The organism is Ensifer sp. LC163 (assembly GCF_001695855.1).
In the GTDB taxonomy this organism is placed as follows: domain Bacteria; phylum Pseudomonadota; class Alphaproteobacteria; order Rhizobiales; family Rhizobiaceae; genus Ensifer.
Genome location: NZ_MBSS01000001.1, coordinates 94,200 through 118,270, shown reverse-complemented (window position 1 = coordinate 118,270; position 24,071 = coordinate 94,200). Strand labels below are relative to the sequence as shown.

21 protein-coding genes and 1 riboswitch are annotated in these 24,071 nt (G+C 63.4%); of the genes, 13 read left to right on the top strand and 8 right to left on the bottom strand.

Annotated elements, in window-relative coordinates:
- Window positions 1-139 precede the first annotated feature (139 nt).
- Window positions 140-526: a cupin domain-containing protein gene (locus tag BC360_RS00565; RefSeq protein ID WP_065783430.1), complete on the top strand. Its 387-nt coding sequence runs from the start codon at window positions 140-142 to the stop codon at window positions 524-526.
- A 325-nt stretch (window positions 527-851) separates the two neighbouring features.
- Window positions 852-1,049, top strand: a complete 198-nt coding sequence (locus BC360_RS00560; protein ID WP_065783429.1) for a hypothetical protein — start codon at window positions 852-854, stop codon at window positions 1,047-1,049.
- On the opposite strand, the gene BC360_RS00555 is transcribed toward BC360_RS00560, so the two are convergent.
- Window positions 1,050-2,081: a GlxA family transcriptional regulator gene (locus BC360_RS00555; protein ID WP_244512642.1), complete on the bottom strand. Its 1,032-nt coding sequence runs from the start codon at window positions 2,079-2,081 to the stop codon at window positions 1,050-1,052.
- 118 nt (window positions 2,082-2,199) lie between these two features.
- Here BC360_RS00555 and BC360_RS00550 point away from each other — a divergent pair, with 118 nt between their 5' ends.
- The gene (locus BC360_RS00550; RefSeq protein WP_065793880.1) at window positions 2,200-3,207 is read left to right on the top strand and encodes an alpha/beta fold hydrolase; all 1,008 of its coding nucleotides are present in this window, start codon (window positions 2,200-2,202) and stop codon (window positions 3,205-3,207) included.
- A 74-nt stretch (window positions 3,208-3,281) separates the two neighbouring features.
- A complete protein-coding gene (locus tag BC360_RS00545; protein ID WP_065793879.1) occupies window positions 3,282-4,226 on the top strand; it encodes an MBL fold metallo-hydrolase in 945 nt (314 codons plus the stop codon).
- An 87-nt stretch (window positions 4,227-4,313) separates the two neighbouring features.
- Here the strand turns inward: BC360_RS00545 and BC360_RS00540 are convergent, their stop codons facing one another.
- Together BC360_RS00540 and BC360_RS00535 are read right to left on the bottom strand one after the other, a co-directional pair.
- Window positions 4,314-5,426 carry an NADH:flavin oxidoreductase gene (locus tag BC360_RS00540; protein WP_065793878.1) on the bottom strand — a complete coding sequence of 371 codons (1,113 nt, stop codon included), beginning with the start codon at window positions 5,424-5,426 and terminating at the stop codon, window positions 4,314-4,316.
- A gap of 1 nt (window position 5,427) precedes the next feature.
- Window positions 5,428-5,820, bottom strand: coding sequence for a RidA family protein (locus BC360_RS00535; RefSeq protein ID WP_065783424.1), 393 nt, complete (start codon window positions 5,818-5,820; stop codon window positions 5,428-5,430).
- A 141-nt stretch (window positions 5,821-5,961) separates the two neighbouring features.
- On the opposite strand from BC360_RS00535, the gene BC360_RS00530 reads away from it, so the two are divergent.
- Window positions 5,962-6,870: a LysR substrate-binding domain-containing protein gene (locus BC360_RS00530; RefSeq protein WP_139109853.1), complete on the top strand. Its 909-nt coding sequence runs from the start codon at window positions 5,962-5,964 to the stop codon at window positions 6,868-6,870.
- Between the two features lie 91 nt (window positions 6,871-6,961).
- Here BC360_RS00530 and BC360_RS00525 read toward each other — a convergent pair whose 3' ends face one another.
- Both BC360_RS00525 and BC360_RS00520 read right to left on the bottom strand, forming a co-directional pair.
- The gene (locus BC360_RS00525; protein WP_065793876.1) at window positions 6,962-7,255 is read right to left on the bottom strand and encodes a hypothetical protein; all 294 of its coding nucleotides are present in this window, start codon (window positions 7,253-7,255) and stop codon (window positions 6,962-6,964) included.
- Window positions 7,256-7,539: 284 nt separating this feature from the next.
- The gene (locus tag BC360_RS00520; protein WP_065793875.1) at window positions 7,540-8,019 is read right to left on the bottom strand and encodes a MarR family winged helix-turn-helix transcriptional regulator; all 480 of its coding nucleotides are present in this window, start codon (window positions 8,017-8,019) and stop codon (window positions 7,540-7,542) included.
- Between the two features lie 154 nt (window positions 8,020-8,173).
- On the opposite strand from BC360_RS00520, the gene BC360_RS00515 reads away from it, so the two are divergent.
- Both BC360_RS00515 and BC360_RS00510 read left to right on the top strand, forming a co-directional pair.
- Window positions 8,174-8,938: an alpha/beta fold hydrolase gene (locus tag BC360_RS00515; RefSeq protein ID WP_083222367.1), complete on the top strand. Its 765-nt coding sequence runs from the start codon at window positions 8,174-8,176 to the stop codon at window positions 8,936-8,938.
- A gap of 253 nt (window positions 8,939-9,191) precedes the next feature.
- Window positions 9,192-10,967 (top strand): SLC13 family permease, encoded by a 1,776-nt coding sequence (locus BC360_RS00510; RefSeq protein WP_065793874.1) that lies wholly within the window; start codon window positions 9,192-9,194, stop codon window positions 10,965-10,967.
- Window positions 10,968-11,019: 52 nt separating this feature from the next.
- Here the strand turns inward: BC360_RS00510 and BC360_RS00505 are convergent, their stop codons facing one another.
- From BC360_RS00505 to aspT, 3 genes are all read right to left on the bottom strand, one after another.
- A complete protein-coding gene (locus tag BC360_RS00505) occupies window positions 11,020-12,654 on the bottom strand; it encodes an aspartate:alanine exchanger family transporter (RefSeq protein ID WP_208858139.1) in 1,635 nt (544 codons plus the stop codon).
- A gap of 219 nt (window positions 12,655-12,873) precedes the next feature.
- Complete coding sequence (locus tag BC360_RS00500; RefSeq protein WP_065793873.1) at window positions 12,874-14,526, bottom strand: bifunctional aspartate transaminase/aspartate 4-decarboxylase; 1,653 nt, start codon at window positions 14,524-14,526, stop codon at window positions 12,874-12,876.
- Window positions 14,527-14,580: 54 nt separating this feature from the next.
- Window positions 14,581-16,290: an aspartate-alanine antiporter gene (gene aspT, locus BC360_RS00495; protein ID WP_208858138.1), complete on the bottom strand. Its 1,710-nt coding sequence runs from the start codon at window positions 16,288-16,290 to the stop codon at window positions 14,581-14,583.
- 421 nt (window positions 16,291-16,711) lie between these two features.
- Window positions 16,712-16,928, top strand: a riboswitch (cobalamin riboswitch).
- A 107-nt stretch (window positions 16,929-17,035) separates the two neighbouring features.
- Between aspT and BC360_RS00490 the strand changes: the two genes are divergently transcribed.
- The 6 genes from BC360_RS00490 to BC360_RS00465 all read left to right on the top strand — a co-directional run bounded on the left by BC360_RS00490 (window position 17,036) and on the right by BC360_RS00465 (window position 23,971).
- Window positions 17,036-17,449 carry a DUF1636 family protein gene (locus BC360_RS00490; protein WP_065783418.1) on the top strand — a complete coding sequence of 138 codons (414 nt, stop codon included), beginning with the start codon at window positions 17,036-17,038 and terminating at the stop codon, window positions 17,447-17,449.
- A 22-nt stretch (window positions 17,450-17,471) separates the two neighbouring features.
- Complete coding sequence (locus BC360_RS00485; protein ID WP_065783417.1) at window positions 17,472-18,281, top strand: ABC transporter ATP-binding protein; 810 nt, start codon at window positions 17,472-17,474, stop codon at window positions 18,279-18,281.
- On the top strand, window positions 18,278-19,231 hold the full coding sequence (locus BC360_RS00480; RefSeq protein ID WP_065793872.1) for an ABC transporter substrate-binding protein: 954 nt from the start codon (window positions 18,278-18,280) through the stop codon (window positions 19,229-19,231). The genes BC360_RS00485 and BC360_RS00480 overlap by 4 nt, the downstream gene beginning before the upstream one ends.
- A gap of 75 nt (window positions 19,232-19,306) precedes the next feature.
- Window positions 19,307-20,311 (top strand): FecCD family ABC transporter permease, encoded by a 1,005-nt coding sequence (locus BC360_RS00475; RefSeq protein WP_065793871.1) that lies wholly within the window; start codon window positions 19,307-19,309, stop codon window positions 20,309-20,311.
- Between the two features lie 179 nt (window positions 20,312-20,490).
- On the top strand, window positions 20,491-21,051 hold the full coding sequence (locus BC360_RS00470; RefSeq protein ID WP_065793870.1) for a DUF924 family protein: 561 nt from the start codon (window positions 20,491-20,493) through the stop codon (window positions 21,049-21,051).
- A gap of 136 nt (window positions 21,052-21,187) precedes the next feature.
- Complete coding sequence (locus BC360_RS00465; protein WP_083222407.1) at window positions 21,188-23,971, top strand: mechanosensitive ion channel family protein; 2,784 nt, start codon at window positions 21,188-21,190, stop codon at window positions 23,969-23,971.
- Window positions 23,972-24,071: the final 100 nt, after the last annotated feature.

Below are 24,071 nucleotides of genomic sequence, written 5' to 3'. Positions count from 1 at the left end.
TGCCTGCGCCGGCCGCCGAGAGATGTGAGCCATTCCTGCGGCTGTGTTTGCGCAAACACCGAACCGCCACGCGCACGATCGTTCAAGATCGGCATCTGTGCTTTATGCATGCTGGCGCTCCATCGACACGAGGAACGACATGACGGATAGCATCGAGACGACCGATCGCAAGGCAATCAATTTTTCCGAGAAGCTGGAGATGATTGTGGAACTGTGGCAACCGCGCGTGGTCGCCGAAATGAACGATTACCAGTTCAAGCTGGTGCGCATCGAGGGCGATTTCATCTGGCACGACCATCCGGAGACCGACGAGACGTTCATCGTGCTCGACGGTGTGCTGCGGATCGACTTCCGCGATGGCGCCGTGCGGCTTGGCCCGGGCGAGATGTTCGTCGTGCCTCGGGGCGTCGAGCACAAGCCGTTCGCAGAGAGCGAGGTGCGGTTGCTGCTGATCGAACCGCGTGGCGTTCTCAACACCGGCCATGCCGGTGGCGATCGCACGGCGCAGAACGACCGCTGGATCTAACGCGCTGCGCGATCTTTTCAGATTCGCTGCAGCGCCGCGCGTCAAATACGACGCGCAAAGGACGCTGTAACGCCTTAAATCTGCTGCATAATTTTCTCCTTAAATCGATTCCGATTTAAGGAATTATGCAGTAGGGCAGGACCGTTGCGCCGACGTCGGGTGATCGCCCGGGCCTGAACCGCATTCCCGATGCTCGAAGGGCGGGTCGGGCGAACGGCAAGGCATGTAAGGGCGAAACCGGCAGCACGGGTCAGTGCAATGCTGGGGTAATGAAATCAGTCGAATTTGCCGCCAATGCTCCAACAATGAGGATTGGCGTCATCCCATGTGTCTTCTCAGAATCGGTCTGCTGGCATGTCACCTGTTCGGGGTGCCGTCCCAGATGGAACACAGCCGCTTCGAAGAGAGCGGCAACGATCGCTTCGCGCTCGAGCGGCAATTCGTCCAGTATCGCCCGGACCCCTGCCGCGACGGGCGTTTCAGCGATGCTCGGCGAAACATGCCGACGCCAGCGCCGCCCTGATCAAGCGGGCGCGGCGGCGGCAAGGCCTGCCATGGCCGGGCGGCGGGTGCCGTCCGACACCGAGAAGCGCAACCGGTACTCCCGCGGCGACAGGCCGAGGATCTTGCGGAAGATCTTGCGGTAGGCGTTGGTGTCGTCGTAGCCGCTCTGCCAGGCCACCTGCTCGATCGACAGGTGCGAGCGCTCCAGCAGGTCGCGCGATTTGGCGATCCTCAGCCGCTGGCAATATTCCGTCGGGTTGAAGCCGGTTGCCTTCTGGAAGCGCCTGAGAAAGGTGCGGTCGCCGAGCCCGGCGCGCTCGGCCATCATCTGCAGCGTCACGCCCTTGGTGTTGGCGCCGTGCAGCCAGTGCTGGATCTTCAGGATGATGCTGTCACCATGGTCGAGCTTTGGCGCAAAGACACTGTAGTAGCTCTGCTCGCGGGCGCCGGGATCGATGATCATGAAACGCGCAGTTGCCAGCATCACATTGGTTCCGAGGAGCCGGTCCACAAGTTTCAGCCCGAGGTCGATCCAGGCCATCATCCCGCCGGCGGTGATGATATCGCCCTCGTCGATCAGCAGCTTGTCGGTGTCGATGCGCACGTCGCGGTAGCGATCGGCGATCAGGTCCTGGTGTGACCAATGGGTGGTGATCGTGCGACCGGCAACGAGCCCGGATTCGGCCAGCAGATAGGCGCCGCCACAGACCGAGCAGATGGTGGTGCCGCCTGCATGCTGTTCACGCACGAAGGCGGGCAGTTGGCCCATGCGCCCGCCGACCGGCAGCTCCGCCAGCGTGGGGGGCAGGATCAGCGCAACGAGACCGGAGGAGGGGCCGGGGTGGGTGTCGAGCGTCTTTTCGACCGAGCCATCCTCCTGAAGCTGCCAGTGGCTGATGCGGATCCGCGGTGCGCTTGCGCCGCCCTGTTCTGTCGCCTGCATGCCGGCCACCTGGAACATGTCGGTCAGGCCGTGAATCGCCGACTTCAGCGCCCTGGGATAAACGACGATGCCGATCTCCGCCGGTTCGCTTTCGAGTCGTTTTGTCACTTCTGCCCCCATCGTTGTCAGCTTTGCCGGTCGAGAGGTTAGGCCGGTCATTCTATCAATTCAACCAGCGCTCCGGAACGGAGATCGCCGGTCAACCGAGATGGAAGAGGGCAGGACAATGATTGAAGCAAAAGCAGTTTCCACAGCAGTCTCCACTGGCCTTTCGCGCCGCACAGTTCTTTCGGCCGCCTTTGGCGCTGCGACCGCCGTCGCCGCCGTTCCGGCCGTCATTCGTCCGGCGAAAGCCGAAACCGCACCCAGCAACACAACCATTACGCAAGGAGCAACGACCATGGGCAGCCGCATCACCACGCGCGATGGCGTCGAGATCTATTACAAGGACTGGGGGCGCAAGGACGGCCCGGTGGTCGTGCTCAGCCACGGCTGGCCGCTGTCATCAGACAGCTGGGAGGCACAGGCCTTCCATCTCGCCAACAACGGCTTCCGCGTCATCACCCATGACCGCCGCGGTCATGGCCGCTCCTCCCAGCCCTGGGACGGCAACGACATGGATCACTATGCCGACGATCTCGCCGACCTGATCAATGCTCTCGACCTGAAGGACATCTTCCTGGCCGGCTTCTCCACCGGCGGCGGCGAGATCGCCCGCTATATCGGCCGCCATGGAACCTCCCGAGTGGCCAAGGCCGGGCTGATCTCGGCGGTGCCGCCGCTGATGGTCAAGACCGACAGCAATCCCGGTGGTCTGCCGAAAGACGTGTTCGACGGGCTGCAGGCGGCAAGCCTGAAGGATCGCTCCAAGCTTTATCGCGATATCGCCTCGGGTCCGTTCTTCGGCTTCAACCGGCCGGGTGCGGTGGCCTCGCAGGGCATGATCGACAGTTTCTGGCTGCAGGGCATGATGGGCGGGCACAAGAACACCTATGACTCGATCGTCGCCTTCTCGCAGACCGACTTCACCGAGGACCTGAAGAAGTTCGACGTGCCGACGCTGATCATCCATGGCGACGACGACCAGATCGTGCCGATCGATGCCGCCGCCCGCGCCTCGAAGCAACTCGTGCCGAGCGCCACCCTGAAGGTCTATCCCGGCGCGCCGCACGGGATCACCGATACCCACAAGGACCAGCTCAACGCCGACCTGCTCGAATTCGCCCGGTCTTGAACCTTGGCGCCGGCCGGTGCTGCGGAAAAGGCTGCCGGCCGGGCGCTCTCCCTCGAAACGGAAGGAACCGATCCATGACCCGCATTGACGATAAAACCTCGTGCCTCAACCGCCGTTCCTTTCTCGCCGGTTCGGCGGCAGGTGCGGCCTTGCCGCTGCTGCCGAAGGGCGTTTACGCCGCAGACACCCGCCGGTTCACCTATGGGAATTTCGATATCGCGGTCGTCAGCGACGGCTTCCTGACGCTGCCGGTCAGTATCGTGCTGCCGGACGCAGCACCTGAGGAACGTGACGGGATCATGCGCCGGCTTGGCGGCACGCCGGAGGGTGCGCCCTTTCACACCAATATCCCGATCATTCGAACCGGCCGCGACCTGATCGTCGTCGACAACGGATCGGGCGGCAATTTCCAGGCGAGCGCCGGCAAGCTTTCGGCCAATCTGGCGACGGCAGGCATCGACCCGGCTGACGTGACCAAGGTCGTCTTCACCCACGCCCATCCCGATCATGCCGGCGGCACGGTGGGGGCAGGCGGTGAGCTCACCTTCCCGAATGCCCAGTATTTCGTCTCCGAACGCGAATGGGCATTCTGGACGGACCCGAACTACGAGCAGACCATGCCGAAGGCGCTGCACGGCTTTGCTCGCGGCGCGCAGCGCGACCTCTTTGCGGTCAAGGAGCGGCTGACGCTGGTGAAGCCCGGTGACGAGATCGTGACCGGGATGCAGGTGCTCGACACGCGCGGGCACACGCCCGGCCATATCTCGCTGGAGCTTGACGGCGGCGACGGGCTCGTCATCACAGGCGATGCGGCGACCAGCAATATCGTCTTTTTCGAGCATCCCGACTGGCATTTCGGTTTCGATACCGAGCCGGAACTGGCGCTGAAAACCCGCAAGACGCTGATCGACCGGGCGGCCACGGAAAAACTGACGCTGCTCGGCTACCACTGGAGCTATCCCGGCATCGGGCGGGCTGAGCGAAACGGCGCCAGGTATCGCTTCGTCGCCGGGCTTTAACGGAGGGGCGAAGTGGCCAAGCTGGCATTGTCAGGGTTTGTCGGCAGGTTGAGGCGGCGCCTTGTCATGGCGCCGCCTTCTGTCGTCTCAAGGCTGAAGCTCGCTGTCCTTGATGTCGCTGATGGGCGACAGCATCTCCAGCGCCAGCGGGCGAGCCTTGCGCTTCCCGGCGGCGATGTCCGGCCAGTCGGGATTGGCGAGCGCGCCGCGGCCAAGCGCGATCATGTCGGCACCGGCCTGCAGCACCTGCTCGGCACGGGCGATATCGTGCAGTCCGCCATTGGCGATGACGAACAGATCCGGAGCATGCTGGCGGGCAAGGGTGACCAGCGATCTGCCTCCCTCCGAAAAGGCCGGTTGCCAGGCCTCGAACTCGGTCACGTGCACGAAGTCCGCGGGGCTGGCGGCCAGCGCCTTGAAGACCATGGCCGCGCCGTCCTCGCCTTCCATCCATTTATGCTTGTTATCGTTGACCTTGCCCTGGGACAGGCGGATGCCGACGGGCACCGTATCGCCGACGGCGCTGCGAACGGTGTCCAGCACTGCGAGGCTCAGGCCCAGCCGCTTGCCGATGTCGCCGCCCCAGCGGTCCTGGCGCTGGTTGGTGTAATCGGTGAAGAACTGGTCCAGCAGATAGCCGTTGGCGCCATGGATCTCGATGCCGTCGAAGCCGGCGACCTCGATGGCAAGCGTGGCAGCCTGCGCAAAGCCGGCGATTGCTTCGGCAATATCCGTCTCGTCCATCTCCCGTGGCACGGCATAGAGGCCTTGGCCGTGGTAGGAGACCATCTGCTTGCCTCTCGGCCTCAGTGCCGAGGGCGCGATGGTGTCGCTGCGGAAGGGATTGCCCTGGGCAAGCGCGCCGCCGTGCATCAACTGGGCGAAGATGCGCCCGCCGGCTGCATGGACGGCATCGACGATCTTCTTCCAACCTTCCGCCTGTTTCCGGTCGGCAAGCCCCGGCTGGCCCTTGTAGGTCTGCGCATAGGCCTTGTCGGGATAAATGCCTTCGGTGGTCAGGAGGCTGAACCCACCCTTGGCGAAGCGCTGGTAGTAGCGCGCCATCCTTTCGGTCGGCACGCCGATAGTCGTGGCGCTGATGCGGGTCATCGGCGCAACGGAAAGCCGGTTGGCGAAGGCCAACCCTTTGAGCGTCGTGCCGGTCAGGATCGGCGAGGCAACCGTGCCGTGGGCGTTCATCTCAGCGATCCCCAGCCAGTGCTATCGCCTCGATCTCGATCATCGCCTGCGGCGAATAGAGCGAGGCGACCTCGATGATGCTGTCGGCGGGATAGGGCGCCGAGAACCATTTGCGGCGCAGCTCGACGATCTTCCCGAAGTTCTCCATCGAGCGCAGGAAGATCGTCACCTTCACCACTTTGGAAAGGCTGGAACCGGCGGCGGTCAAGGCGCGGTCGAGATTGCGAAACGCCTGCTCGGCCTGTCGGTCGAAATCGTCCTCGCCGACGATTTCGCCATCGTCGCCGATTGCGGCCTGGCCGGAGACGAAGACGAAGCCATTGGCCTTGATCGCCTGCGACAGCAGGAAGGGCGCATAGGGATCCGGCTTGGTGACGACCTGTTCAAGAGACATGGAATGTCCTTTCATGCTTGAGATTTTCTCAGCTCGGCGCTGTTGCCTTGCCTGTTGAAGGCAATATGTTGAGGCAATCGCGTGCTGACAAAGGACGATTTCTCAGTCGATAGATGAGCTGAATTCATGTATGAGGGGATAATGAGGAAGTTGCCGCCGCTTGGCGCCCTGCGGGTCTTCGAAGCGGCCGCCCGGCGGCTGAGCTTCAAGCAGGCCGCCGAAGAACTGAACGTTTCGGCGACTGCCGTCAGCCACCAGATTCGCCAGTTGGAGGAGATGCTGGCGGTGAAACTGTTCGAGCGCGAGACGCGGCAGGTGCATCTGACGGCTGCCGGAAAGGCGCTGTTTCCGGTGTTGCGCGACGGTCTCGACCGTTTCGAGCAGGCGATTGCAGACGTGCGCCGCCAGCAGGACGGCAAGGTGGCGCGGCTCACCTCCACCGTCGCCTTCGTCGCAAGGCGCCTGGCGCCGCTCGCCGGCACATTTCGCGAAGCCTATCCGGATTGGACGCTGAGACTCGATGCCTCCAACCGGACCGTGGATCTGGAAGCAGATGCCGATGCCGCCATCCGTTTTGGCCCTGGGCATTATCTGGGCCTTGTCACAGAGCCGCTGTTTGCGGACCGTTTCGCGCCGATCTGCGCGCCGCGTCTGGCTCCATCCGGCGCCGCCGATCTTCGGCAGGCGACGCTTATCCATTTCGACTGGGGGCTTGCAAGGCGCGACGATCCGCGCGCGCCGGTCTGGCGGCAATGGCTGGCGCGTGCCGGCGTCGAAGGCGTGGATGCCAATGCCGGCATTTCCTTCACCGACGAAATCCACGCGGTTCAGGCCGTCGTGGCCGGGCAGGGGGTCGGGCTGTTGAGCCTCACGCTGGTGGCAGAGGAGCTTGCCTCCGGCATTCTCGTCCAACCATTTTCGCTGTCACTCGAAGGGGACCGCTACGATCTCGTCTACAGTCCGCACATGGCTGACCGGCCGGCGACCCGCCTGCTGCGCGACTGGGTGATGGCGCAGTTCGGCAGCGGCGATTGCCGATCCGTGCCCTGACGCCTCCGGCATGTTTCCATGCAGGAGTTCAACGTGCTGCAGCGACCTCTGCGCGTAGGACGCGCGGCGCTGTAGGCGTCAGGTGCGCCGCTCAGTCGTCGAAGTCAAAGACATCGTCCGGCTGCCAGCGCCGACTGGTGAGACGCAACGACCGGTCGGGCTCGATGATGTAGGTTTCGTAGACCTTCCGGCCATATTGGTCGATGAACTGGTGCGGCACGATGCTGCCGACCGGCGCCTTCGTCAGCTTTGTGCGCGGCTGGCCGCCATAGGTGATGCTGCCGGGGATGGGCTCAAGGTTCGGCGAGTAGCCATAGGTCTGGACGCCGGCGGTGCAGCCACTGAGAAGCAGGGCGACGGTAATGGCGGCAAGGGCGTGTTTCATGTCGGCGGTCCTCTGTCATGCAGGAGGCGGAATGGATTTCTGCCCGATGCGATGCGCGACTCCCGGGCGGCCCGATTTATTCCGGCCTTCGCAGGCGATTGTCCAACGCCTTTCTCTAAAGTGTAGCGCGTCAAAGGAAATTTCCAAGTTGCGGGCACGCGATTGCCGGTAGCGACAAGGCCCACGCCGGCAGAGACAGACCTACTGCATAATTCCTTAAATCGGAATCGATTTAAGGGATAAATTATGCAGCAAGTTTAAAGTGTTACAGCGTCCTTAGCGCGTCATGTTTGACGCGCGGCGCTGTAACCGCGGGAAATCGGCTCTTCTTCCCCGGTGAGACCGTCACGCAGCATCTGGACCTTTTCGTTGAGGTCGATCATCTCGGGCACGGTGAAGCCGGAACGGCGCAGCAGCGTATCGGTGAGGCAGGCGGTCTTGGGGCGGAGCTCCTTGCCCTTCTCGGTGAGGAAGACCTCGACCAACCGCTCGTCGACCGTGCTTCTGCGTCTCGAAAGGAAGCCCGCTGCCTCAAGCCGCTTGACCGCCGGCGTGATCGTGCTCGGCTCCAAACCGAGCCTGTCGGCGATCGCCGATATGCTCAAGCCATCCTGTTCCCACAGCGCGCTGACGGCGAGGTACTGCGTATAGGTCACGCCGAGCGCATCGAGCATCGGCTTGTAGGCGCGATTGATGGCGATCGCTGCCGAATAGATCGAGAAGCAGAGCTGGCTGTCGAGCGGCAGCGGTGCGGGTTCGGTCATTGGTGGTCTCCAATTTAAGGCCGTGGTTTTTCATAACCTTAGCACAAAAACAATTATTGCGATAATAAAAATACTGGACAGATGAATCGGCAAGGCGTATCTAATGATTATCGCGATAATGAATGTCGCGCCAAGCAAATCAGGAGTTGCGCACATGTTGAAGAAATCTCTGCTTGCCGCCGCCACCTCGCTCACACTGACCGCTATCGGCACCACCGCATTCGCCGCAGAGGCGGGGGCAAAGAACGTCGTCCTCGTCCATGGCGGCTTCGTCGATGGCGCCGGCTGGAAGGGCGTCTACGACATCCTGAAGAAGGACGGCTACACCGTCAGCATCGTCCAGAACCCGACGACCTCGCTTGCCGACGACGTCGCTGCCACCAGGCAGGCGATCGACAAGCTTGATGGACCGGTCGTGCTGGTCGGGCATTCCTACGGCGGCGTGGTCATCAGCGAAGCCGGCACCCATGAGAAGGTCCAATCCGTCGTCTATATCGCCGCCTTCGCGCCGGATAAGGGCGAGTCGGTCTCGTCGCTGATCGCCAACCCACCAGCTGGCGCGCCGGTGCCGCCGATCCTGCCCCCGGTCGATGGCTTCCTGTTCCTCGACAAGGCAAAGTTCGCCGCTTCCTTTGCCGCCGACGTCGATGCCGAGACGGCGGCATTCATGGCCGATTCCCAGGTTCCGTGGGGCGTCGAAGCGTTGGCCGGTGCCGTGACCGAACCGGCCTGGAAGACGAAGCCGAGCTACTACCTGGTCGCGGGAGAGGATCGCATGATCCCGCCGGCCGCCCAGCAGATGATGGCAAAGCGCGCAGGCGCCACCGTCGTCGAAGTGCCCGGCAGCCATGCCATCTATGTCTCCAATCCCAAGGCTGTCGCCGAAATCATCGAGAAGGCTGCGGAAACCGCCAACTGATCGTCGGCGACGAGCCACATAGGGACAATCGACCAAAGACAGGGCCGGGAGAGGGATCTCCCGGTCCTGTTTTCACGGGAGGTCTGCGGGGCGTTTCGCCCTCATACCCAGATTTGTCGCCGGGACGAATTCCGATTTGGAGAAACATGCGGTAGTCCTTGGGTGAACGTCCCCGCGGATTGCGCGTTAGGCCCATGCGCCCGCCGCGTGGTCCGTCTCGCCACCCAGTCCTTCTGCCCAGCCCAGGTGTTGCATGACCGCCGAACAGTCACTCGCGTTTATCGTCATCGGCGCCATGATGGCATTCTTCATCTGGGGGCGGTTTCGATATGACGTGATCGCCTGTTCCGCCCTGATGCTTTCCGTCGCCGTCGGCATCGTGCCCTTCGATCATGCCTTCGATGGTTTCAGCGACGACATCGTGATCATCGTCGGCAGCGCTCTGATCGTCAGCGCCGGGGTGGCGCGCTCCGGGGTCGTGGATGCGGCGATCCAGCGGTTCCTGCCGAACATCTCCTTGGTCCGGGCGCAGCTCGCGCTGCTCGTCGTCACCGTGACGATCCTTTCCGCCTTCATCAAGAACATCGGCGCGCTGGCGATCATGCTGCCGGTCGCCTTCCAGTTCGCCCGGCGCTCGAATGTGCAGCCCTCCGTTTTCCTCATGCCGATGGCCTTCGGCTCGCTGATCGGCGGGCTGATGACCCAGGTCGGCACCTCGCCGAACATCGTCGTTTCGCGCGTGCGCCAGGAATTGACTGGCGAGAGCTTCACCATGTTTGACTTCACCCCCGTTGGCGCGACATTGGCGCTGGTCGGCGTGATCTTTCTGCTCTTTGCCTACAAGCTGGTGCCGCAGCGCGCCAGCCAGCAGGTCTCGGTCCAGTCGGCGATCGAGATCACCGACTATACGTCCGAGGCCGTAGTCGCGGCAGGCTCGCCGGCGATCGGCAAACCGCTCAACAGTCTGGTCAAGCTTGGTGACGGCGGCGCGGTCGTCATAGGCATCTTTCGCCGCGGTCTGCATCTGGCGCCGCTGCCGGACGTGACGGTCGAGGCCGAGGATATCCTGCTGCTCGAGGGCGGTCCGGCGGCGCTCGACCGTATCGTCTCGCAGGCCAGGCTGAAGATCGCCGGCGACCGTGCGCTGCATGGCCGCGAGAAGACGGGCTCGGAAATCGAGGCGGTGGAGGCGGTCGTCGGCAGCGGTTCGCCGCTCGAAGGCATGTCGGCCCAGCGCCTGGCGCTCTTCAATACCCACAACATCAACCTGCTCGCCGTCAGCCGGCAGGGCGAGCGGCTGAAGCAGCGGCTTGGCAGCATCCGCTTAAGGGCTGGTGACATCGTCGTGCTGCAGGGCGCGCGCCGCGAGCTGCCGTCGTTCCTGCAGGATTTCGGCTGCCTGCCGCTGGCGCAACGCGAAATCCTGCTTGGCACCATCCGCACGGCGACGCTGCCGCTCCTGGTGCTTGCCGCTGCCATGGGCTCGACCGCCGTCGGCCTGGTGCCGATCCCGATCGCCTTCTTCGCCGCTGCCCTTGCCATGGTCGTCTTTCGCATCATTCCGCTGCGTGATGTCTATCGCTCGGTCGATGGGCCGATTCTGGTGATGCTGGCAGCGCTGATCCCGGTCAGCGATTCGCTCCGCACGACGGGGGGCACCGACGTGATCGCCAGCTGGCTCGGCACGGTTGCGGCCGGGCTGCCGCCGGCCGGTGCGCTGACGCTGATCCTGCTGGCGGCGATGGCGGTGACACCGTTCCTCAACAATGCCGCGACCGTGCTGGTCATGGCGCCGATCGCCGCCAGTTTTGCGACCTCGCTCGGCTACCGCCCGGATGCCTTCCTGATGGCGGTCGCCATCGGTGCCGGCTGCGATTTCCTCACCCCGATCGGCCACCAGTGCAACACGCTGGTCATGGGGCCGGGTGGCTACAAGTTCAGTGACTATCCGCGCCTCGGCTTTCCGCTCTCCATCGTGATCGTCATCGTCAGCGTGCCGGCGCTGATCGCGGTCTGGCCGCTGCGGTAGAACAGGTTGGCATGGCCCCTGCAGGCGCCGCTGTGCCGGTGGTCGTTAGCCGTCAGCCGCCGAGAATGGTGACGAGAACGGCACCCCAGAGCGCCAGCAGCACATTGCCGATCGCATAGCCGAGGCCGTAGCCCAAGGTCGGCACCTGGCTGCCGGCGCTCTCCTGTACGGCTGCCAGCGCCGGCGCCGATGTTCCGGCGCCGCAGCAGGTGCCTGCGAGCACGCCTTCGTTCATGCGGAAGACCCAGCGGCCGAGCGCGAGTGCGGCGACGTGCGAAATCACGCAGATCAGGCAACTGGCGATGACCAGCGCCGGTCCGGACTGGATCAGGCCGGCGACGAAGCTCGGGCCGGCCGAGATGCCGACGCAGGCGATGAAGGCGCAGAGCCCGACGCTGTCGAAGAACCAGAGGGTCGCCTCCGGCACGAAGCCGAAGGTGCGCCTGACCGAGCGCAGCCAGCCGGCGACGAGGCCGGCGACGAGGACGCCGACCGCGACGCCGAGACCGATCTCCAATGCTCCGAGTTTCAGGGCGGGAATGCCGATGATGCCGCCGAGAAAAATGAAGACCCCGACAAAGACCATGTCCGTCGCCGTCGTCTCGCGGTCGGCATAACCGAGCAACGCGGCCGCATCCTCGACATGCCGCCTGGCGCCGGCGATCGACATCACGTCGCCGCGGCGGACGGTCAGCCCGGGAAAGATCGGGATCGGCTGGCCGGCGCGCAGGATCCCGCGCAGGAAGACCGAACGCGCCTCCGGCTGTTCGTTGAGCTGCCACAGGCGTTTTCCGGCAATTTCCTTGTTGGTCACCACCACGTCGAGGATCTCGACCGGGATGTCGAGAAGCTCGCGATCATCGAGCTCGGTGCCGATCCGGCTCGCATATTCGACGAGGAAGCCGCGAAGACCGGCGACCGCGATGACGTCTCCCGCCTGCAAGCGCTCCTTGGCTGAAGGGGTGATGATCTCGTTGCCCCTGCGGATCTGTTCGATATAGGCTTTCTGCCGTTCCGGAACTTTGGCTTCCGCTTCCTGGACCGTCAGGCCGACGAGAGTGTCGGCAATCTGGAAAGCGCGCGCCTCGATGTCGCGGCGGGCGGTGTTGTTCATATCGTGCGGGGTGATGTTGAGCTCGGCTTCGAGCTCGGCGCAGGCCTCCTTGAGGCTGCGGCCGAACATCCGAGGCGCCAGTTGCGACTGGACGAGGATCGCGCTCACGACGCCGACGAGATAGGCGACCGCAAACGCGGTCGCGACCGCGGATTCGAACTGGCTGGTGGCTTCGGGTGTCGGCGACGTCTTGCGGAAGGTGTCGATTGCGACGCCGACGGTCGCCGATTCCGTCGCTCCGCCCGCAAGTACGCCGGCTGCCGTTCCGAGATCGAAGCCAAGGAAAATCGAAAGAACGATCGCGGTGACGAGCGCGACGACACACAGCGTGACGGTGACGGCGATCTGCGGCAGTGCATCGGCATTCAGGCTCTGGAAGAACTGCGGGCCGGTGCGGTAGCCGATGGCGAAGAGGAAGAGCAGGAAGAAAGCCTGCTTCACGTCGTTCGACAGCACGGCGCCGGTCTGGCCGATCAGAACGCCGGCAAGCAGGCAGCCTGTGACGGCCCCGATCGTCACGCCCGCGATCGTGATCTTGCCGATCGCATAGCCGATGCCCAGTGCGAGAAACAAGGCAAGCTCCGGATGCATTCGCAGGCTATTGAAGATGGTGTCGAGCACGCGACGATCCTTCCCGTTCTGCCCGCCGAAGAAGGGCGCCTTCGGCCGGGCGATGCGCTGGTCACTGGGCTGGCAGGGGCTTTCATGCCTGCTGGAAATGCTTCTGGGCGCCAGGTCTGGTCAAACAGGCGAGGGGCGGCCGACCGCAGAGTGGCCGGCCGCCTCGTTGCACTAACTGATCTTGAGACCCTTTGCCGCCTGGTACGTCTGCACATAGCCGCGCGCCACGGAGCGCACGGCACGGCCGATCTGCGAATAGGCCTCGTCGTTGAGGTTGGCGAAGGAGACGCGGGCCGACCAGTTCGGCGCATCGAAGCCCGAGCCGTTCAAGAGAACGATGCCGTGATCCTCGGCGAGCCGGAAGGGAATGTCGAGTGGGTGGATATTGTCCTTGACCCAGTCGACGACATCCTGGCCCACATATTTGCGTAGCCAGAACTCGAAATCGATGATGCCGTAATAGTGGTCGAAATAGATGCCGGGATTGGGCTCCACGCCCATGCCGTTGACGAGGTTCCAGAACCGCTTCTCGCAGATGGCGATGCAGGCCTTCTGATAGAGCTTCTCCACGTCCATCAGCTCGACAAGGCTGAAGAGCGACATCATGACCTGCTGGGGAAGCGACAGACCGGCGGTGTGGTTGAGCGCCACGTCGCGGCTGTCGGCGACGATGCGGTCGATGAACTTGACCTCGCGCGGCTTCGGCGTCATCGCCTTGTAGCGTTTTTCCAGCAACTGCTGGATCGGTTCCGGATGCGCCTTGATCTTCTCCTCGAAAATGTTGTCCTCAGCAACCGCAATCACGCCAAGGCGCCAGCCGGTGCAGCCGAAATACTTCGAATAGGAATAGACGCCGATCGTGTTGCGCGGGAGATGACCGAGCAAGGACTGGAAGCCGGGAACGAACGTGCCGTAGACGTCGTCGGTGAGAACGATCAGATCGGGACGCTTCGTGTTGACGAGATCGACAAGGCGCTTGATCGAATCGGGATCGAGCGCGACGGCGGACGGGTTGCCGGGATTGACCAGGAACAGCGCCTTGACTTCGGGGTTTTCGAGTGCCTTGACATCTTCGTCGGTAAGCTGGAACCGGTCTTCCTGCTCGGCGCTCACATTGATGGTCTTGAGGGTGTAATCCTCGAGCTGCGGCATCTCGAGATAGGGCGTGAAGATGGGCGTGCCGAGCGCGATCGTGTCGCCGGCGTTCAGGATGCGCGCGTTCTTCAAGGCCTTGAAGATGTAGCACATGGCCGCGGTGCCGCCCTCGACCGGATAGAGGTCGAACTTCACGGCCGGCCGGTGACCGGCGCACATCGCCCACATGAGATACTCATGCGTGATGATTTCGTTGTGATGCAGCGCCCGGTCCGGAACGGGATAGTTGTCGCCGATGATCGAGTCGGTCAGTTCGTGCACGAAAGCGTCCGGTTCAAATCTGAACGTCTTGATGGCGAAGGCGACCACGTCGGACAGGGTCTTTGCGGCGGGAACACCCTCGTCCTCCTCGTCCGTATCGGCGACGGTCTGAAGCTGTTTCTTGATCCACTTCTGGAACCGTGCATGGGCACCGTCCTGCGGCGGCATGCCCGCCACGCCCGCCTTGGGGTCGTAATAGGCCCGTTTCGCCTCGGTCAGCGCGAACTGGCCGAGCAGGAAGAAGGCTTCACGCGCCCGCGTCGCCGTCCAGTTCGGATTGCCGCGGCCGGCGTTCAGGAATGCCTTGGTGGATTTTTGAGCGCTCACCTTGGCGAGCTTGATCAGTTCGTCCTTGATCTCGAACGGGCTGAGATCGGAGATACTGTCGTAGAATTTTCTGTCCAACATGAACCACACTCCCAATAAAGGACGTTCCCTGTTTCTCGGAACGATGCTCTTAGTTTACTGCCCGCCGGAGGGTGCCAGCAGGATGACGATGACGAGACCGAAAATGGTCAAAAGTGTATTGCCGATGGCATAGGGCATGCCGTAGCCCAGCGCCGGAACCTTGCTCTTCGCCGCTTCCTGGATCATGCCCAGTGCCGCCGTTGTCGTGCGCACTCCGGCGCAGGCCCCAAACAGGATCGCCGGATGAAAGCGGAAGACGTAGTGGCCGATTAGGACCGAAGCGATCATCGGCACGGACGTCGACACGATGCCCCACAGGAGCAGGGAAATGCCGACCTCCTGCAGTCCCGCGACAAAGCCCGGGCCGGCGCCGATGCCCACGACGGCAATGAAGATGTTCAAGCCCAGAGTGTTCAACAGCCAGAGCGCCGGAGACGGGATTCGGCCGAAGGCAGGGTAGGTGGTGCGAAGCCATCCGAGCACAAGGCCGGCGAGAAGCGCGCCGCCGGAGGTGGACAGGCCGATCGGTATGCCGCCAATCGTCAGCGTCAGGGCGCCGATCATGGCGCCGATGAAAAGCCCCCAGCCGAGGAAGGCAATGTCGGTCGTTTCGACCGGGCGATCGGCAAAGCCGAGTGCCTTGATCGCGGCTTCGACGTGTCTCCTGGCGCCGCCGAGGGTGACGATATCGCCGCGTTCGACGGTCGTGCCGGGCAGGACCGGGATCTCGACCAGCGAGCGCATGATCTTGCGGGCATAGACGCCGCGCGCCCAATCTTCGGTGCTGACGTCGGCGAGCGTCCTGCCGGCGAGCGCCTTGCTGGTCACGTAGACGTCCACGACCTCGGCTTCGGCGTTCAGCAGTTCCTTGTCCTCGACCTCAAGCAGCTTGGTATCCAGGTTCTCGACGAGCAGGGCGCGTCTGCCGGAAAAGGCGACGACGTCGCCCGGCTGCAGCACGGTGTTGCCGTCCGCTTCGATGATCTGGCCGCCGCGCCGCAACCGTTCGACGAAGACGCGGATGCCGGGAAGCAGGTTCTTGACCGGCGTTCCGGTGAGCCCGCTCGCCTCGTCGACGCGATAGGCCCTGAGGCCGAAATCGTGGTAGGCGCGCGTGATCCCGGGTTCGCCGCTCTCGGATCCGCCGCCGAGCTTCGCCTCATATTCCTTGCAGGCGGCAGGAAGATCGATGCCGAGAAGCTTGGGGCCGAGCTGCGCCAGGATGATCGCCGAGCCGATGGTGCCCCAGATATAGGTCACCGCATAGGCAATCGGGATCTGATCGGTGTAGGTCTTGGCTTGTTCGGCGCTTAAGCCCATCGCGTTGATCTGATCGCTGGCAACGCCGATGGCCGCCGAAATCGTCTGAGAGCCAGCATACATGCCGGCGCCATAGCCGAGCGGCAGCCCGGCGATGAGCGCGCACAGATACGGGACGATCAGGCACAGCACCAATACCGATAGGGCGAAGAGGATCTGCTTGGGGCCGTCCGTGCTCAGGCCGCGAACGAATTGGGGGCCGACGCCGTAGCCGACGGCAAACAGGAACAGAAGGAACAGCGTCGACTTCAGGTCGCCGGAAACCTGGATCCCCAATTGCCCGATGACGACACCCGCCAGAAGCGTGGCGGTGACATTTCCAAGGTTGAACCCGGCGACCTTGATCGGACCGATCAGGAAACCAATGCCGAGGGCAAGAAAGACGGCCACGGGAGGATAGTTTCGAAGCGTCTCAACGAAAAAATCTATTGGGTTCACCGTCATCCCTTTCAGAAAGCTTGGTTACCACTACTCGCATCCGGGATTTACACGGACAGGTTGGATACTGCGTCGCGCGAGAACTGCTGTCGTCGACGAGCGAAATGAAGACAATGCCGGCGTGGATTGCCTTACTGAAGGACGCAATCACTTATTTTGAAAGCACATCACTGATTGTGCTTGTCTTCAAGTACGTAACAGTAACGGATGACGTTACGGGCTGTCGCTTGCGGTCATTGGAAACCGGCCGCAGGCTTCCGTGGTTCTTCGGTGCACTATGATGGGCTCCTAAAGGTCGGTGCTCGGCAAGCTCATTTTCGGCTTGCGTTATGTTATGATATTACATAACTAAATGCACATGAAGATATGCCGCATGTTGATATGCCTTGGCCGATCCGTTCCGGCGGTTGTCACCTCCGCCGAAGTGTGCGACGAAGGCTTTGATGGTGCTGCGACCGCGACAATGCGGAAGCGGCTGAAAAGGGAACACGGAACGGACGACCCGAATGGGGCCGAAACCGTGGCTGCCCCCGCAACTGTGAGCGGAAAGCGCATTCACACCATGTCACTGGCGATCAGCCGGGAAGACGTGGATGCGCGGCGACCCGCGAGCCAGGAGACCTGCCATCGAACCGATCAACCACAACGGACGGGGTGTTCCGATGGAAAAGAACTGGTTTTTGCGCGACGGCCATCCGTCATCAGACCGCTTTGCCACATTCTCTCCGGACCAATCCGGCGGAGAAGAGATATGGCCAATCCGGCATCCCGACAGCACAAGATAACGGTCTGCACCGATTGCCGTTTCACCGGCGGCCCCTGCCGGCCGGGCGCGGATCTGATCCAGCGGCTGAACCGCAGCATTGCGGCGCTCGGCGAGCCGCTCGACCAGGATTTTTCCATCGCTGGAACGGTCTGCATGGCCGCCTGCACAAGGCCTTGCACCATCGCCTTCCAGGCAACGGGAAAGGCGACCTACCTTTTCGGCGATATCGCGCCCGAGGAGGATATCGACGATCTCGTTTCCTTCGCCACGACCTATGCCGGGCGAGGCGACGGCATGACGCGGGCGGCCGAGCGGCCGCGCGGGCTCAACGGCAAGACGCTGGCGCGCATTCCGGCAGCGCTGCTGGTCTCCGAAGACATCGGCGGGCATTTCCAATGATGGCGCGGAGAGGGATGAACCGATGAGCTGCGCCGCGACAGGGGCCGGCCTTCGGGTCCGCGCCTTGGATTGGGGCCCGCGCCCGGAGCTGCGGCTCGTCCGCGAGGTCGACTTTGCCATTGCGCCCGGCAGCCGGCTTGCCATCCTCGGCCCGAACGGTGCCGGCAAGACGTCGCTGCTGCGCTGCCTCTATCGCTCGGCCCAGCCGATAGCGGGCACGATCGAGGTCGATGGCGTCGACATCTGGGCGATGACGGCGCGCGAGGCGGCCAAGATCATTGCCGTCGTGCTGCAGGAGATGCCGAGCGATTTTCCGTTCAGCGTGCGCGACGTGGTGATGATGGGGCGCATTCCCCGGCGTGAAGGCATGAGCGGTTGGACAGCGAAGGATCGCGAGACGGTGGCACATGCGCTCGAGCATCTCGATCTCACCCACCTTGCCGGACGGCAATTCTCGACGCTTTCGGGCGGCGAGAAGCAGCGGGTGCTGATCGCCCGGGCGCTCGCCCAGCAGCCGCGCATCATCATCCTGGACGAGCCGACCAACCATCTCGACATCCGCCACCAGCTCGAAATTCTCGACCTGTTGCAGACGCTGCAGCTGACGATCGTCACCACGCTGCACGACATCAACCTGGCCGCCGAATTTGCCACCGACGTGGCGATCCTGACGGAGGGCCGCATGACGGCCTTCGGCCCGCCCGAAGACGTGCTCAACCCGCAGGCGCTTTCCGCCGCCTTCGGCGTTACTGCCACTGCCCACAGCAACGCCGTTACCAGCGGCGCGCGCTTTTCCTTTTCACTCGCTCGACAGGGATCGATGTCATCATGAAGACCTTATTCGCCAGCTCCGCCCTTCTGCTCCTGACGCTTGCCGCGACGCCGGCGCTTGCCTTTCCCGTCACCGTCAAGAGCTGCAACCGCGAGGTGACCTTCGATGCCGCCCCCAAGCGGGCCGTCTCCAACGACGTCAATCTCACCGAAATGATGCTGGCCCTGAAGCTGCAGGATCGCATGGTCGGCTATACCGGCGTTTCCGGCTGGAAGACGCTGGACGAAAAGCTGCGCGAAGGCGTCAAGGCCCTGCCGGAGCTTTCGGAGAAATACCCGACCAAGGAGGTGCTGCTCAATGCCGACGCCGATTTCTACTTTGCCGGCTGGAACTACGGCATGAAGGTCGGCGGCGAGGTGACGCCGGAAACGCTCGAACCCTTCAAGATCAACGTCTATGAGCTGACCGAATCCTGCATCCACGTCATGGCCAAGGGCAAGCCGACGATGGACGACATGTTCGTCGATCTCATCAATCTCGGCCGCATCTTCGGTGTCGAGGAGCGGGCCGAGGCGCTCGTCGACGGCTATCGCGCCGATCTCGACAAGATCGTCACCGGCATTGGTGTCATCGAGCGTCCGACGCGCGTCTTCGTCTATGATTCCGGCGAGGAGAAGCCGTTTACATCGGGCCGTTTCGGCATCCCGACGGCGATGATCGAGGCGGCTGGCGGCGTCAGCGTCATGGACGACGTGGAGAAAAGCTGGACCGAGATTTCCTGGGAGCCGGTGATCGACAAGAACCCCGAGGTGGTGGTGATCGTCAACTATGGCGAGGTGACCGCCGAGCAGAAGATCGCCTTCATGAAGAGCAATCCCGCCTTTAGGAACATCGATGCCGTCAAGAACGACCGCTTCGTCGTGCTCGACTATGTCGAGGCGACGCCGGGGCCGCGCAACATTGACGCCATTGCGCGGCTTGCCGAGGCCTTTCACGGGCAGGCGATGTAAGCTGAGCGACCAGCCGGACGCGCGCCGACCGGCGCGCTTCTCCTATTCTCATCGAAAACTCACCATGGACGGACTGTGAAGATCACGACCGCCTTTCTCGCGGCGCTGCTGTTGTTGTGCCTGACGATCACTGCCGCCGTCTCATTGGGTTCGGCGCCGATCCCGGTCTCGACCGTCTGGTCGATCATCGCTTCAAAACTTTCACCCGGCAGCGTTGACGTCGTCTGGTCGGCCGGCCGCGAAAGCATCGTCTGGGACGTGCGTCTGCCGCGGGTCGTGCTTGCCGGGCTTGTCGGGGCGGGGCTGGCACTGACCGGCGCCGTGCTGCAGGCGGTCACCCGCAATCCGCTTGCCGACCCGCATCTGCTTGGTGTTTCCTCCGGCGGTGCGCTCGGCGCGATCATCGCGCTCCTGCACACCGGCCTCATCCTCGGCCTTGCCACCGTGCCGCTGTTTGCCTTTGCCGGCGCGCTGGTCGCAACCGCGCTCGTGGCGCTCGTCACGCGCGTTCTCGGCACCAATGCCGACAGGCTGGTGCTTTCCGGCGTCGCCGTCGCCTTCACCTTGACGTCGATCGGCAACCTGATGATTTTCCTCGGGGACCCGAGGGCGGTGCACACCGTGATCTTCTGGATGCTCGGCGGGCTCGGCCTTGCGCAATGGTCGCACCTTATCTATCCCGCCGTCGTGCTGACGGCCTGCCTTAGCTATCTCGTGCTGAGGTCGCGCGAGATCAATGCGCTTGCCATGGGCGACGAGACGGCGACGACGCTCGGCATTCCCGTTCGCCGGTTTCGCCTTGTGCTCTTCGTCGTCACCGCGCTTCTGACCGGGGTCATGGTCGCGTTTTCCGGCGCGATCGGCTTTGTCGGCCTGATGGTGCCACATTTCGTGCGGCTGTTTGCCGGCAGCGACAATGTCCGGGTCATTCCGCTTTCCGCCTTCGTCGGCGCGCTGGTGCTGATCTCGGCCGATCTCTTCGCCCGCGTCGTCATGGCGCCCGAGGACATGCCGATCGGCGTCGTGACCGGGCTTGTCGGCGGCATCGCCTTTATTGCCATTCTGAAGCGGCGCGCGTAAGCCATCGGCATGGACACGGTGCGATTGCCGCCTATCTCTACTGCATAATTCCTTAAATCGGATCCGATTTAGGGATAAAATTATGCAGCAAGTTTAAAGCGTTACAGCGTCCTTTGCGCGCCATGTTTGACGCGCGGCGCTGTAGAGCCGATCGACCCACAGCGCGACATGAGGAGCGAATGACCTATCAAGCTGAGGCCTTTACCCCGGATGACGTGCTGAAATTCTGGTTCGAGGAACTGTCGCTCGACCATTGGTTCAAGCCGACGCGCGAACTCGATGAACATTGCTTCCAGCGCTTCCAGTCGTCGCACCTCGCGCTTGCGAGGGAGATCGGCGACGTCTGGCGGGCGACCCCGGAAAACCGGCTGGCCGCGATCGTGCTTCTCGATCAACTGCCGCGCAACATGTATCGCGCCACGCCGCTCGCCTTTGCGACCGACGGTCTGGCGTTGAGGGAGGCCAAGCTCGCCGTCGGCGCCGGCGCCGACATGGCGGTCCGGCCGGAGTGGCGGGCGTTCTTCTACATGCCCTTCGAGCATTCGGAGAACCTGACGGATCAGACCATGGCGCTGAAGCTCTTCACCGAGCTCGGCGATCCCATGTATATCGACTATGCGATCCGGCACCGCGAGGTGATCGAGAAATTCGGCCGCTTCCCGCATCGCAACGCCTTCATCGGGCGGACGTCGACGGCGGCCGAACTGGCCTACCTGGCGCAGCCGGGCGCGGGATTCTGACGGTTTGAGCGGCGGCGAAGGCATGATTTCCCGTGCCTTTGCATCTTTCCGCCGTCTTTCGTATTCAAACCGCATTGTGACGATTGTCCGGGCGATTCCGTACCGGGCGAGGTTCGGGCTTTCGAGGGGTTTGAAATTGCATTTCGTGGGAAAGTTGCTCGCTGTTTCTGTCTGCCTGCTGTCGCTGGCCGGTGCCGGCGCTGTCGTGGCGCAAACTGCCCTGCCGGCGCAGACGACGACGCAACCTGCCCAGACGCCCGCTCAGGCCCCTGCCCAGACCAGTAACCAGCCGGCACAGAACGGCGCCCAGCCCGCCCAGGGCGGCGCCCAACCCGCCCAGAACGCGCAGCCGGCCGCCGATGGCAAGGCGCAGCCGGCACCGAATGCGCAGCAACCCGCCGGCGGTGCGGCCCAACCGGCGCAAAACGCCGCGACGCCTGCGCAACCGACCGACGCAGCCCTCGCTGCCGAAGCCGGCCAGAGCCAGACGGCGGAGCAACTGGCCGATGCCGGCAAGGAGCTGAAGCGGCTGAGGGACCTCGTTGCCAAGGCCAGTGACGACGATATCGCGCTTGCCGAACTCAAGGTTCGGGTCGATGCCGTCGCCAAGCAGATCATCTCCACCTCGATCGCCACGCGTCCGCGGCTCGACGAGATCAAGGCGCGGCTGACCGAACTTGGCGATCCGCCGGGCGAGGGGCAGCCGCCGGAAGCCGACATCGTCACGGCCGAACGCAAGCGGCTGCTGGCCGAACGCGGCGAGATCAATGCGCTGACGGGGGAGGCCGAGAGCCTGTCGGTCCAGGCGACGAAACTGTCAAACGGCATCACCGCCACCCGGCGTGCGCTGTTTTCCAACACGCTGCTGAAGAACACCGATGTTTCAGTCGAAATGTTCGATGAGGCGCTGTCGGCGACGGTCAATGAAACCAAGGTGCTGTCGCGCAGCACGATGAGCTGGCTGACCTTCGTCTGGAACTACAAGCGGATTCCCTTGCTGACCGCGATCTTCCTGTCGATCTGCGCGGCAATGGTTTTCCTGGTCGGCAGCAACAGGCTGTTTTCGCCCTATATCCATCACGACAAGTCCGACGAGGAGCCGAGTTATTTCCGGCGGCTGTCGGTTGCCTTCTGGTCGACGCTCATCCCGACGATTTCAACGGGTGCCTTCGCCGTTTCGAGTTTCTTCTTCCTGCACAGTTTCAACGTGTTGCGTTCCGATATCACGCCGATCATCGCGATTGCGCTTGCCGTCATCGTGGCCGGGTTCTTCGTCACCACGCTCGCCAATGCGGTGCTGTCGCCGCGGGAATCGCGGTGGCGGCTGGTGCGCGTGTCGGACCGCGGCGCCAAGGTGCTGTTGATCACCATCTTCGCCATGGCGCTGGTCAACGGCCTGGACTACATGTTCGGCGGCGTCAGCGAGGCGCTCGGCTCGCCCGTCGTTCTGACCGTGGTGAAGAGCTTCATCGCCTCCGTCGTCATCGGCCTGATCATCATTGCTTCGGCCTGGATCAAGCCGACGCTGAAGCGCGACGAGCCCTTCGACGCGCCGGGACGTCCCTGGCCACGCGTCGTCTCGATCGTGCTGATGCTGACCGGCGCGTCGCTGATCATCGCGGCCGCCTCCGGCTATGTCGGCCTATCCCGCTTCATCGCCACGCAGATCATCATCACCGGCGCCATCCTGGTGATGATGTATATCGGCTTCCTCACCGGCAAGGCGGTCTCGCGCCAGGGAGCGTTTGCCGAAACCGCAGCCGGGCGCTATCTCGAGCGCCGCTACAAGCTGGAACAGGTCGGGCTCGACCAGGTGGGTCTGGCCGCCGGGCTCAGCATCTACGCACTGGTGATCCTGTTCTTCATCCCGTTGATCCTGCTGCAGTGGGGCTTCCAGGTCGCCGACATCGAATCCTGGACCTATCGCGCCGTCACCGAGATCAAGATCGGCACCATCACCATCTCGCTCATGGGCATCATGGCGGGCGTCCTGTTCTTCGCGCTCGGCTACGTCGTCACCCGCTGGGTGCAGCGCTGGATCGACGGCAACGTCATGGCGCGCAGCCGGGTGGATGCCGGCGTCAGGAACTCGATCCGCACGGGCATCGGTTATATCGGCGTCGGGCTTGCGGGCCTGATCGGTCTTTCGGCGGCCGGTATCGACCTTTCCAATCTCGCGCTCGTCGCCGGTGCCCTCTCGCTCGGCGTCGGTTTCGGCCTGCAGAACATCGTGTCCAACTTCGTCTCGGGCCTGATCCTTTTGGTCGAGCGCCCGTTCAAGGTCGGCGACTGGATCGTCAGCGGCACGACGGAAGGCTTCGTCAAGCGTATCTCGGTGCGCGCCACCGAGATCGAGACCTTCCAGCACCAGTCGATCATGATGCCGAACTCGCTGCTGATCAACGCGTCGGTCGGGAACTGGACCCACCGCAACAAGCTCGGCCGTTCGGAAATTGCGGTGACCGTCACCTATGCCAGCGACCCACGGCGGATCATGGATCTGCTGGCCGAGATCGCCGGCGCCCATCCGATGGTGCTGAAGAACCCGTCCCCAACCGTCGGCTTTACCGCATTTGGCGATGAACGCATGACCTTCGAGCTCAGGATCTATGTGGCCGACGTCTTGACCGGCGGCGGCGTGCGCAACGACCTTCGTGTCGCCATCTACGAGCGCTTCCGCGACGAGGGCATCGGCGCGCCGTTCCCGCTCAAGATCGAGGACGTGCCGGTCGAGGACCAGACCGGCATCGAGAGCCACGAACCGGAGACGGTCGGCGAGCCCAAGGGCGCAACGTCGGCCGAGGCGAGGGCTGCCGCCTCGAAGAAAGAAGCCGCTTCCGCGGCGCCGCTTGACGAGGAAGGTGAAGAGGAAGGCGGCAAGCGCCGCGCTTCCAGCCGCCGCTCAAACCCCAACCGCTGATAAACGGAGCGTTCAGCCGCTATTCAGCCTGCCCGCGATAAAAAGCATGCAATTCTTCTTTTGACGGTCTAGGCTGTCACGGGCTGAAGAGGTGGCCGGA